The following is an 11,907-nucleotide window of genomic DNA, read 5'->3' as shown; positions in this document are numbered from 1 at the left end:
AGGGCATGATGAAAAAGGCTCTCGCAATCGCAGTTCTTCTTTTCTCCGCAGGCATCGCGCCGGCCCAGACGCCCGCGCCGTTCAACATGGGCCCGGAGCGGCCCCAGGCCATGCCGCCCACGGCTCCTCCGGGCCAGCAGGCGCCCGTATCCCGGCCGGCACCGCCCGCTCCCGGCCCGGTGCAGACGCAGATCCCGCTGCCGCCGCCTCGCGCTTCCGGCCAGACCGCGCCGACCCCTGCTCCGCCAAGGGCAACGGCACCCTCTCCGGCGACGCCCGCGCCAGCCGCACAGCCAGCAACGCCGGCGCGGCAGCCCGCAGCCCTTCCCGCGGAGCTTGCCGGGCGGCATTATCTGGTGCCCGAGAAGAGCCTGCGGCTGAACGGTGAGGCCGATCAGCGTTCATGGTCGATTTACCTGACACCCGAACAGGCGGCAGCTCCGGCAAAGCTCAATCTCGGCTACCAGAATTCCATCGTTGTCGCGCCGGAGGCCTCCGAACTGGCGGTCACCATCAACGACGTGCCGGTCTATGCCAATCCGATCGCCTCGCCCGATCAGATCAGCGACCGCATCCTCGACATTCCGGCGGGCGTTCTGAAAGCCGGCATCAATCTCATCCGCTTTCGCGCCGACCAGCGGCACCGCACCGACTGCACGATCGAATCGACCTTCGAACTGTGGACGGATATCGACCCGCAGCGGACGTTCCTGACGTTCGGCGCCAGCGGAACGAACCGGCTTTCGCGGCTCGACGACATCCGCGCCGTCGGCGTCAATGACAAGGGGGGCACCCGCTTCCGGCTGATCGTGCCGGCTCTCGACCAGCTCGGCGCAACCGACATGCTGATGCGGCTGACCCAAGGGTTGGCGCTTATGGGCGGCATGCCCAACCAGTCCTTTGCGTTCGAGAAAACCCCGAGCGCATTGCCGAAATCCGGCGAGCTCGCGATCTTCGTCGGTACCCGCGACGAACTGCGGCCACTGCTGCCGGCTCTGCCGCCCGCCGCCGCCAACGCCGCCGTAGCGAGTTTTCTCGACTATCCCGGCGCCCACGGCGCCTCGGCCCTCGTCCTATCCGGTCCAAGCTGGCCGGCATTGGAAGGACTGATCGAAAGTTTCGTCGCTGCCACCGACGGTTCGGCCACGCAACGGCGTGAGACGTTGTCTACTCAAGCCTGGCACGGCCTCGATACGCCGTTCCTGTTTTCGAATGCGGCGATCGATTTCGCGCAGCTCGGGATCGAAAGCCAGGAATTTGCCGGCCGGCTGTTCCGCACCCGCTTCACGATCGGCGTACCGGCCGACTTTTATGCCAACGCCTACGGGGAAGCGCGCATCCTGCTCGATGCCGCCTATACGGCAGACGTTCAACCCGGCAGCCACATCGACATCTTCGTCAACGGCGATATAGCCTCGACCGTGCCGATCACCTCCTCAGGCGGCGCGATCCTGCGCCATCTGCCGATCAAGCTCACGCTGCAGCATTTCAAGCCGGGCGTGAACACGATCACCGTGGAAGCAGCGCTCCTGACGCGCCAGGATATCGCCTGCGCTCCGGGCAGCACCGCCGACAGCAAGGCAAGGTTCGCGCTCTTCGGCAGCTCCCAGTTCCAGATGCCCGATTTCGCCCGCATCGCCCAGGTGCCCAATCTCGCCGCCACGGCGGGAACCGGTTTTCCATACCGGATAGGCACCGAGCCCGTTTCACTGTTCCTCGGCCGGATCGACGAACAAACCCTGTCAGCGGCGGCGACTTTTCTCGGAAAGATGTCGATCGCCTCGCACCACGTGATACCGGTCGATGTCACCATATCGGCGGCGCGGGTCGCCGGAGCGAACGCGCTCTTCATCGGCTCCATCTCGGAATTCCCGGCTAATATCCTCACGCAGCTGAAGATCGACCATGAGAGCCGCAACAGCTGGAACCCGGCGGGCGTGTCATCGAACACGTCGGCCAGAAGCTCGCTGACCCTGCAGGACTGGCAGCAGCGCGCCGGCAACAACTTCTTTTCGCAGCAGTTCAGGGCGCTCGGCGACTGGGCGAAGGAGAATTTCGACCTCAGCATGGCGATGCTGCGTTTTGCCCCGGCCACCGACGAACTCTACAAGCCGCCGCAAACGGCGAAGCTGATCATCGCCCAGGAAAGTGACCCGACCGAGCTCGGCACCTGGACCGCGATCATCTCCCCCGATTCCGCGTCGCTTGCAGAAGGCATGCAGGCTTTTTCAGCGCGGGAGGAATGGGACCGGCTGAAGGGCCGCATCATCGTTTATGAAAGCGGTGACAAGGAACCGCACGACGTGCCGGTGAGCTGGTTCCGGTTCATGCCGACGCAGCCCTTCTCGCCCGGAAACGCGCGGCTGATCGCGGCAAACTGGCTGTCGGACAATATCATGTCCTATGCCCTGCTGCTGGCCGCGGGCGGCGTGCTGCTCGGGCTCGCGACCGGCGGACTGCTGTCGCTGCTCGGCCGCAACAGATAATCCTTCGCTCAGGGCGCAAGACCGCCCTTGCCGGTGAATTTCCTGCTGATATGCAGCGAGCCGGAAAGACCGAAACGCCAGGGCAGATCGACAGCCTGGGAGATGCCGATCCGCCGACCGGCGACGATCAATGGCGGTGTTTGCGGCAAAGTGAGCTCGAACGGAGGCGCGAACAGCGGCAGGCCGTTGTGCTCAATGGTGATGCCGAGCGCCTGGCAGAGGCGGCCCGGACCGGAACACAGGAGCAGCGGATCGGCAAGGCGGCGCCTCTTCTCCATCTCCTCAAGGCCTCTGACCGGCTGCAGCGCCCTGATCAGCACGGCGCTGCCGGGCCGGCAGACGAAATTCAGGCACCAGTGAATGCCGTAGGAACGATAGACATAGGCATGCCCGGGTGGGCCGAACATCACCGCGTTCCTCTGCGTGGGCCCGCGAAAACTGTGGGATGCCGGCTCGTCCGGCTCATAGGCTTCCGTCTCGACGATCACGCCGCCCGCGCCGGAGACATCGAGCTCGACGCCGATCAGATCACGCGCCACCTCCACGGAGCCTCTATCGAAAAACTGCTGGTCCATAAGAAACGCCGTCTCGCTGCCGGTTGCATCCATAGACGGCGAAGCACGGCTTGTCTTCCCCGCCGACGACGCGACATCCTGGATGGCCCGAAGCGCTACGCTGACGTTGTGGCGGGGATGCAACAGGCCCTCACTTGCTGTTTGCCAAGTCAGCACGGATTTGTGGACGCACATTTTTGTGCATTGCCATGAAAACGCTCCGGGTGTCGTATTAGGTTTAGAAACATCTTGATTCTCAATAGATTGCCGCAGGGTTTTCAATCTTTGCGGCAGTCGAGCAGTAGCGCAACCCTGACTGGAGTAGCCTATGCCGAGTGAATCCTTGTTCGATGCCTTCACCAGGAACTACGAAGCGCGGCGCGAGACAGACATGTCGATCGCCGACTATCTGGCGCTTTGTAAAAAAGATCCGATGGCCTATGCCAACGCCGCCGAGCGGCTGCTGGCGGCGATCGGCGAACCGCAGATGGTCGATACATCGCGGGATGCCCGGCTCGGCCGGATCTTCATGAACCGCACCATCCGGGCCTATCCGGCCTTTGCCGGTTTCTACGGCATGGAAGAGACGATCGAGCGAATCGTCTCCTTCTTCCGGCATGCCGCCCAGGGCCTCGAGGAGCGCAAGCAGATTCTTTATCTGCTCGGCCCGGTCGGGGGCGGCAAGTCTTCGCTTGCCGAGCGGCTCAAACTGTTGATGGAGGCCAATCCGGTCTATGTGCTGAAGGCCGGCGACGAGGTGAGCCCCGTCTTCGAAAGTCCGCTCAATCTCTTCGACCCGGTCACCATGGGGGCCATGCTGCTGCAACAGTACGGCGTCCCGACACGACGGCTCAGCGGGTTGATGAGCCCGTGGTGCCTGAAGCGGCTCGATGAATTCGGAGGCGACATATCCCGCTTTCGGGTGGTGAGGCTGCAGCCCTCGCGCCTTCGCCAGATCGCAGTCGCCAAGACCGAGCCGGGCGACGAGAACAATCAGGACGTCTCCTCGCTGGTCGGCAAGGTCGATATCCGCAAGCTCGAAAACTATTCCCAGAACGACTCGGATGCCTACAGCTATTCCGGCGGGCTCAACCGGGCCAACCAGGGCGTGCTCGAATTCGTCGAGATGTTCAAGGCGCCGATCAAGATGCTGCATCCGCTGCTCACGGCGACGCAGGAAGGCAATTACATGGGCACCGAGAATATCGGCGCCATCCCCTTCTCCGGCGTCATCCTCGCCCATTCGAACGAGGCGGAATGGCAGAGCTTCAAGGCGAACAAGAACAACGAGGCCTTCATCGACCGCATCTGCGTCATCAAAGTTCCTTATTGCCTGCGGGTGGACGAAGAGCAGAAGATCTATGAGAAGCTGATCGAGGGTTCGGAGCTGGCGGACGCCTCCTGCGCGCCGGCGACGCTTGAAATGCTGGCCCGGTTTTCGGTGCTCTCGCGGCTGCGCAAGCACGAGAACTCGACGTTTTTCTCCAAGATGCGCGCCTATAACGGCGAAAGCCTCAAGGAAACCGATCCTCGCGCCCGAAGCGTTCTGGAATACCGGGATGCGGCCGGCGTCGATGAAGGCATGGACGGAATATCGACACGTTTTGCCTTCAAGGTGCTCGCCTCGACCTTCAACCACGACACGACGGATATCGGTGCCGATCCGGTCCATCTGATGTACGTGCTGGAGCAGGCCATCCGCCGCGAGCAGTTTCAGGAGGAAACCGAAAAGCGGTATATCGAGTTCATCAAGGCAGACCTTGCCCCGCGTTATGCGGAGTTCATCGGCAACGAGATCCAGAAGGCCTATCTGGAATCCTATTCGGATTACGGACAGAACCTCTTCGATCGTTACGTCGATTATGCCGACGCCTGGATCGAGGACGTCGATTTCAAGGATCCGGACACCGGGCAGCTTCTCGATCGCGAACTCCTGAACCAGGAACTGACCAAGATCGAAAAACCGGCGGGGATCGCCAATCCCAAGGATTTCCGCAACGAGATCGTCAAATTCTGCCTGCGCTCTCGCGCCAACAATGGCGGCAAGAACCCGTCATGGGGGAGCTACGAGAAGATCAGGGAAGTGATCGAGAAACGGATGTTCTCGCAGGTGGAGGATCTTCTGCCGGTGATTTCCTTCGGATCGAAGAAGGACGGCGAAACAGAGAAGAAACACAGCGAGTTCGTGTCGCGCATGACGGCGCGCGGCTACACCGAAAGACAGGTTCGCCGTCTGGTGGAGTGGTACATGCGGGTCAAACAGGCAGGTTAGTGTCTGTACTCAATTAGGATTTGGAACGCAGCATGCAAGAAAACCGTTCAGTTCCTTAAACACACAAAGGTGGATTTGATCTCCATCATTGTGTGTGACGACAGGACGTAGAATTGTGGCATACTGGGTTGTGCGGCGTCCGAAACCTAGTTGAGTACAGACCCTAATGCTCATGCAGGAGCCAACATGCACATCATCGACCGGCGGCTGAACCCGCGCGGTAAAAGTTTGGAAAATCGGCAGCGGTTTCTGCGGCGCGCAAAGGACGCCGTGCAGCAAGCAGTCAGGCGATCCCTGCAAAGCCGCAGTATCCGTGATGTACTGGATGGCGGCGAAGTCAGCCTCCCGATCGGCGGCATGGGCGAGCCGAGCTTTCGCCGGGCCGAAGGCGGGATTACGGATCATGTCCTGCCCGGCAACCGGGCCTTCGTCGAAGGCGACATCATTCCCCGCCCCCCGGCCAGGGTGCCGGCAGGCCCAAGGAGGCCGGACAGGGCGATGGTGAAGACGGCTTCCGCTTCGTGCTGACCCGCGAGGAATTCCTCTCGGTGTTTCTGGATGACCTCGAACTGCCGGAACTCGCCAAGCGGCGGCTCAGCGAGACCGAGGAGATGAGCCCGGTTCGCGCCGGCTACTCCATTTCCGGCTCTCCTTCCAATCTCTCCATCGACCGGACGACGCGGCTCGCCATGATGCGGCGCATCGCCCTCAAGCGCCCCAAGCCCGCCGAGATCGAGGCGCTGCAACGCCAGATCGACGAATGCGAGAACGAAGAGGCCCGCCTGTTGCTGGAGGCGGAACTCAAGTCGCTGACCCACCGGATCCGGCGCGTCCCCTATATCGATCCGCTCGACGTGCGCTACCGCCGCTTCGACAACGAACCAAAACCGGTGGCGAAGGCCGTGATGTTCTGCCTGATGGACGTGTCCGGATCGATGTCGGAGCATATGAAGGATCTGGCCAAGCGCTTCTATCTGCTGCTCTATCTGTTTCTTTCGCAGCGTTACGAGAAGGTGGAAATCGTCTTCATCCGCCACACCGAGAAGGCCGAGGAGGTCGACGAGGAGACCTTCTTCTACGGCCAGGCGACCGGCGGTACGCTGGTATCGAGCGCACTTGCGGCCATGCGCGCCATCATCGCCGCACGCTTCGACCCGACGGAATGGAACATCTATGCGGCGCAGGCCTCGGACGGCGACAATTCCTACCGGGACGAGGGTCCGGCCGGCCATCTGTTGAAACACGATATCCTGCCGCTCTGCCAGTATTTCGCCTATATCGAAGTCGATGAGGAAGGCGGCGATTCCTCGATCTCCAACTCGCCTCTCTGGCGCCTCTATGAAGGCATCCGGTCCGGCTCGGCCACCCTTGCGATGCGCAAGGTCTGCCGCAAGAACGAGATTTTCCCGGTCTTCCACGATCTCTTCCAGAAGCGTTCGACACAGACGAAGGCGGTGCCATGACCCAAGCGGCTATGCAGAAGGATCGATTGCTCTTCGAGGGCGCCGACTGGGATTTTTCGACCCTTCAGCGCATCCACGACGCGTGCGAGGAGATCGCGATCGGCGAACTGGGGCTCGACGTCTACCCGAACCAGATCGAGGTGATCACCGCCGAACAGATGCTGGATGCCTATTCATCGACGGGCATGCCGCTGTTCTATCGCCACTGGTCGTTCGGCAAACATTTCGCCCATCACGAAGCCTTCTATCGCCGTGGCATGCGGGATCTCGCCTACGAGATCGTCATCAACAGTTCGCCCTGCATCTCCTACCTGATGGAGGAGAACACGGCGACGATGCAGACCCTGGTCATCGCCCATGCGGCCTTCGGCCATAACCATTTCTTCAAGAACAACTATCTGTTCAAGCTGTGGACCGATGCCGAGGGTATTCTCGACTATCTCGATTTCGCCAAGGGTTATATTGCCCGCTGCGAGGAGCGTTACGGCGAAACAGCCGTCGAGCGGACCCTCGACGCCGCCCATGCGCTGATGTCGCATGGCGTGCACCGTTATGCCGGCAAGACGAGACTCGACCTGCGCCAGGAAGAAAAACGCCTGCAGGAACGGCGCGCCCACGAAGAGCAGATGTTTAACGATCTCTGGCGCACGGTGCCGGCGGGCCGCAAGCGCGACGCGGCCGACGTCGATCTCGAAAGGCGGCGCGCCGCCCTCGGCCTGCCGCAGGACAATCTGCTCTATTTCCTCGAAAAGTCCTCACCCCGGCTGCAACCGTGGCAACGGGAAATCCTGCGCATCGTCCGCCACGTGGCGCAATACTTCCACCCGCAGCGCCAGACCAAGGTGATGAACGAGGGGACCGCGACCTATGTCCATTACCAGATCATGGAAAGGCTCCACGACCGTGGGCAGATCAGCGACGGAAACTATTTCGAATTCCTGAAATCCCATACCAATGTCGTGTTCCAGCCAACCTTCGACGACCGGCGCTTCTCCGGCTTCAACCCCTATGCGCTCGGCTTTGCGATGATGCAGGATATCGAGCGGATCGTCACCGAGCCAACCGACGAGGATCGCGAGTGGTTCCCGGATATTGCCGGCCGCGGAGACCCGATGCAGGTTCTGCGCGGCATCTGGGCCGACTACCGCGACGAGAGCTTCATCAGCCAGTTCCTGAGCCCGCACCTGATCCGCAAATGGCGCCTTTTCCAACTCTACGACGATCCGCAGATGAGCGAAGGGATTCTGGTCTCGGCGATCCACGACGAGCGGGGCTACAAGCGGGTCCGCCGCCAGCTGGCGCGCGAATACGATATCGGCTGGACCGATCCGAGGATCGACATCATCGATGTCGACCTCGCCGGCGACCGCCGCCTTCTTCTGCAGCATCGGGCGCCGAACGACTGGGTTCTCGAGGACAGCGAGACCCGGCAGGTTCTGCAACATCTGGCGGATCTATGGGGATACGATGTCATGCTGCAGGAAATAGACAGCGCCGAGAAGGTGGTGAAGGAACATGCCGCGCATCCCCGCGAGATCCTGCAAAAGGGTGACCTCTTCTCCTGACGACGGTGCATAAGCAAGTCTCTGTCGATCCCGCGGCCCTGGCCCGGCAACACGCTATCGGCGTCGCCCTACCCGCTTATCAATTTTGATTGAAGGAAAGGCTGGAGCTCCTGCCGGGGCCAATCGTGATTGGACATCAAAAGCGGTCTGGATCAAATTGCAGATTGGGCGACGGGCATCTATTTTGTTCAAATAGGAGGCCGTAATGGAGCAACGTGCAGTCGATCAGCTGAGGACTATCGCCAGGATAAACCGCAGCTATCCCGACTTCCAGATGTCCAGCAGCGAACGGCTCGAACGGTGGGCCGAGATTCTTGAGCTCAACCCCGACCGATCCCTTTCGACATTTCGGGAAACCGAATACCAGCCGGATGAAATAAGGGCCGCCATGCGCGGCGACGGGACGGCGATTGCCGTCGCCTTCGGTGATCCGGTCCTGCGCGCAGCGGGGATGCGGGACGACACCTATGGGGAAGCCAGACGGTTTTTTGAATTGTCCAACCGACAGCTCCACAAACTGGTCTGCTTCTGCCACTTCGGAGCCCATGTGAGCGCAGGTACAGTCGCCCATCAGGTGCGTTCGATAGCCACCCGCAGATCCAGTGGCACCCTTGCATACCTGGCTTCCTTCCTCAGAAGGTAGCCCGTATCGGTTGGTGGAACGCAATCAGCGTGTCCCCTGCCGGAGCAGTTGCCCGATGTCTCGGCGTTGCCGCTTGCCATTGCGGGAGGCGGTCGTGAACTGAGCCGCGTTCTGAAGGTCGAGGCGGGGCCAGGCCCCTCCTTCGGCGGAGTGCGCATGCCGTCGATTTCGGATGGCTCCGATCCAAGGGTCTTTATGCACGGTCACGGGACAGCATGTCTCAACGCCGGTGGTGACCTTGTGGGCACTATGGTATCTGGACGAAAGGATCTCTATACGGAGTTCCGGGTTTTCCGGAGATATGCCGCGTGGCGAATTTTAGTATGGATCTGTGTATAGTTGCCGGCAGAAGGCCGGGCTTGCTTGAGCAGACATTGGAAAGTTTCTCAAAGCGCTGCTTTGCTCATTTTTCCTTCTCGAACGTTCTCGTCAACATAGATCCGATCTTCGGCACGGAAGAGGATGAAGCCGAGTGCCTGCGCGTGGTCGGCAACTATCTGCCGTCAGCCTCCTTCTTCAGACCGAGCGAGCCGGGTTTTGGCGCTGCGGTCAAGCGTCTCTGGGCCAATACGCGTTCCGACTATGTGTTCCACCTCGAGGATGACTGGATCGCGCTCACCGACCTCGGCGAAGAGATTCTCGGCCCGTTTTCAGATCCGGGCGTGATGCAGGTATCCTTTCACACGGCCGATCAGAACTGGAATATCGCAAAGGACGGCCATCTTCACGAGAGGAACGAATATGCGCGGTTCCTCGGCATAAAAATCCCGCTGTTCAAGACTTTTCCGAAATTCACCACCTCCCCCTCCATTCTTCGGGGCTCGTTCGCCCGACAGGCTTCAAGCCTGATGGACCCTTCTCGAGATCCGGAAAAACAATTCTATTCGGGCGTCAACGCAGAGCTTGAACAGTTGGCGGCGCCTCACAGGAACTACATTTTCTCTCCCCAACAGAAACCGGTCATCCGTGACACCGGACGAGAGTGGAGAGACAATCGCAAAATCAAAAAGGTGATCGAGAATACGACCTCCTATTGGGTCGAGGAATAGCCGCCCGGCGTGTCCACAGCGGTCACCGGGCATGCGTTGAATAGCAGTGCATACCGTGATGCGGCCTCGAAATTTCCGTCAGGCGCGCTGGAGAAATGGCCCTCGCTGGCCTGCTGATAAAAGCGCCTTGCCGCGTAAGGCAGCGCCGTCCGGTTTCAGCATTCGGTAACGCTCTGAATGTATATTAGGCATCGATCAATTTGCGCGAGCACACTGGACGCCTGCCAATGAACCACTGCTCCGCCATCGGACCTGATCTGCAAACACCTCACCGCGAACTTCTGGAAGACCTGTTCGAGGACGCTCCAGGACCTACGATCATCAAGGACGGAGAGTCGCGTTTCCTGTTCCTCAACAGCAAAGCATGCGAGATGTTCGGCGTGAACCTCGATGACGTGCTTGGCCGCACAGACCACGACTTCTTGCCTGCGGACGAAGCCGATCGAATCCAGAAGGTGGATGCGGGAGTGTTGGCCACCGGCGAGGAACGGCGGTGCGAGGAGGAGGTCACCGGGCCGGATGGTTCGACCCGGACGCTTTTCACGCACAAACGGCGGTCTTTCGTACCAGTGCCCGGCGGAAAGAAACCGGTCGTCGTTGTCGTCATTTCCGACATCACCAAACTCCGTCACGCTGAGCAGGTCCTGCGGGCCAGCGAGGAACGCTATCGCTCCCTTGTCGAACTGCATCCCCAAACACCGTGGTTGGCCGACGCAGAAGGGAACGTCATCGAAGTCGGCCCGGGGTGGCAGAATGCTTCCGGACGGGAGGTCGGCGAAGCGCTGGGACGCGGGTGGGAGAAGACCCTGCACCCGGCGGACCTGCCTGAAGTGATTGCCAAATGGGAAACCGCGGTCCACACCGGCGTGCCGTTCGACATGATCTACAGGATCGGGACAACGAAAGGGCGGTATCGGTGGTATAGGAACCGTGCTGCACCCCGGCTCGACGGCAACGGCAGGGTCGTCCGCTGGTATGGCCTCCTCGAGGACGTGCACGACCGCCAGCTTGCCCTCAAAGCCCTGCAGTCCAGCGAGCGAAGATTGCGCGAGCATCGGGACGAGCTCGAAAAGATCGTTCTGGAGAGGACGGCGGAAGTGCAGGAGAAGAACGTCGAGCTGGATCGCCTTCTCCAGCATGAACGGGGTATCAATGCGCTGCAGCGCCGCTTTGTCGGGATGATCTCGCACGAGTTCAGGACACCTCTGGCCGTGATCGACGGAGCGGCTCAGCGGCTCACGCGCACGAAGACGGCTGCGACCCCCCAGTTCCTGGAGGGCAAGGCTCTGCAGATCAAGGGCGCAGTCGCCCGCATGGTCGAGTTGATGGAAAGCATCCTTGCCGCCGGGCGGCTGGAGACAGGGACCATTGCAATCAACAAGGAAGCCGGTTCGCTCAGCTCGATTCTCCGCCATTGCATCGCAAGCCGGGCGGAGATCAGCAAGAGCCACACGATCAGCCATGATCTGGAAGCGCTTCCAGCCCTGCAGATGATCGATGGGGCCGCAATAGAGCGGGTCTTTTCCAATCTGTTGTCAAACGCAGTGAAATATTCGCCCGCCGGTTCCAAGATCCGTGTCAACGGATGGAAGGACGGTCGACGGGTTCTGGTCAGCGTCAGCGATTCCGGCATCGGCATGGATGCAGACGACCTGCCGAAGCTGTTCGAGCCCTACTTTCGCGCCCGCAGCGCCACCGGCATCGCGGGAACGGGGATCGGTCTCAATATCGTCAAGGAAATTGTGGAGTTGCATGGCGGCTCGATCTCGGTCCAGAGCCTCCTGGGCCAGGGCACGACCTTCACGGTGGAGCTGCCGTTCGACGAGGTCAGACAACAGCATTCGGCTTAGCCCGACGCTGTCACAAGAAGAACCC

At 60.9% G+C, this 11,907-nt stretch carries 7 protein-coding genes and 1 pseudogene; 7 read left to right on the top strand and 1 reads right to left on the bottom strand.

Going from position 1 to position 11,907, the window contains the following annotated elements; all coding sequences use genetic code 11:
- The first annotated feature begins 8 nt into the window (after window positions 1–8).
- Entirely contained in the window at window positions 9–2,486 is a 2,478-nt protein-coding gene (locus tag LZK81_RS03335; RefSeq protein ID WP_233955200.1) for a cellulose biosynthesis cyclic di-GMP-binding regulatory protein BcsB, read from the top strand.
- 8 nt (window positions 2,487–2,494) lie between these two features.
- Here the strand turns inward: LZK81_RS03335 and LZK81_RS03330 are convergent, their stop codons facing one another.
- Complete coding sequence (locus LZK81_RS03330) at window positions 2,495–3,061, bottom strand: DNA-3-methyladenine glycosylase (RefSeq protein WP_233955199.1); 567 nt, start codon at window positions 3,059–3,061, stop codon at window positions 2,495–2,497.
- A gap of 307 nt (window positions 3,062–3,368) precedes the next feature.
- On the opposite strand from LZK81_RS03330, the gene LZK81_RS03325 reads away from it, so the two are divergent.
- The 6 genes and pseudogenes from LZK81_RS03325 to LZK81_RS03300 all read left to right on the top strand — a co-directional run bounded on the left by LZK81_RS03325 (window position 3,369) and on the right by LZK81_RS03300 (window position 11,882).
- Complete coding sequence (locus LZK81_RS03325) at window positions 3,369–5,312, top strand: PrkA family serine protein kinase (RefSeq protein WP_046603214.1); 1,944 nt, start codon at window positions 3,369–3,371, stop codon at window positions 5,310–5,312.
- Window positions 5,313–5,498: 186 nt separating this feature from the next.
- Window positions 5,499–6,775 (top strand): annotated as a pseudogene (locus LZK81_RS03320) (YeaH/YhbH family protein).
- On the top strand, window positions 6,772–8,340 hold the full coding sequence (locus tag LZK81_RS03315; RefSeq protein ID WP_233955198.1) for a SpoVR family protein: 1,569 nt from the start codon (window positions 6,772–6,774) through the stop codon (window positions 8,338–8,340). The pseudogene LZK81_RS03320 and the gene LZK81_RS03315 overlap by 4 nt, the downstream one beginning before the upstream one ends.
- A 205-nt stretch (window positions 8,341–8,545) precedes the next feature.
- Window positions 8,546–8,983 carry a hypothetical protein gene (locus LZK81_RS03310; protein ID WP_046610954.1) on the top strand — a complete coding sequence of 146 codons (438 nt, stop codon included), beginning with the start codon at window positions 8,546–8,548 and terminating at the stop codon, window positions 8,981–8,983.
- Window positions 8,984–9,342: 359 nt separating this feature from the next.
- Window positions 9,343–10,032, top strand: coding sequence for a hypothetical protein (locus tag LZK81_RS03305; protein WP_233955197.1), 690 nt, complete (start codon window positions 9,343–9,345; stop codon window positions 10,030–10,032).
- Between the two features lie 227 nt (window positions 10,033–10,259).
- The gene (locus LZK81_RS03300; protein ID WP_233955196.1) at window positions 10,260–11,882 is read left to right on the top strand and encodes a sensor histidine kinase; all 1,623 of its coding nucleotides are present in this window, start codon (window positions 10,260–10,262) and stop codon (window positions 11,880–11,882) included.
- Window positions 11,883–11,907 lie beyond the last annotated feature (25 nt).

This window comes from Neorhizobium galegae, from assembly GCF_021391675.1.
Lineage (GTDB): Bacteria > Pseudomonadota > Alphaproteobacteria > Rhizobiales > Rhizobiaceae > Neorhizobium > Neorhizobium galegae_B.
The sequence above is the reverse complement of the archived record's forward strand: the minus strand, read 5'-3'. Positions and strand labels throughout refer to the sequence as shown.

Bases quoted from the DNA above. Each gene is read 5' to 3' on its own strand.
- LZK81_RS03330 (WP_233955199.1), bottom strand. From the start codon at position 3,061: ATGGACCAGCAGTTTTTCGATAGAGGCTCCGTGGAGGTGGCGCGTGAT.
- LZK81_RS03335 (WP_233955200.1), top strand. From the start codon at position 9: ATGAAAAAGGCTCTCGCAATCGCAGTTCTTCTTTTCTCCGCAGGCATC.
- LZK81_RS03300 (WP_233955196.1), top strand. From the start codon at position 10,260: ATGAACCACTGCTCCGCCATCGGACCTGATCTGCAAACACCTCACCGC.
- LZK81_RS03310 (WP_046610954.1), top strand. From the start codon at position 8,546: ATGGAGCAACGTGCAGTCGATCAGCTGAGGACTATCGCCAGGATAAAC.
- LZK81_RS03325 (WP_046603214.1), top strand. From the start codon at position 3,369: ATGCCGAGTGAATCCTTGTTCGATGCCTTCACCAGGAACTACGAAGCG.
- LZK81_RS03315 (WP_233955198.1), top strand. From the start codon at position 6,772: ATGACCCAAGCGGCTATGCAGAAGGATCGATTGCTCTTCGAGGGCGCC.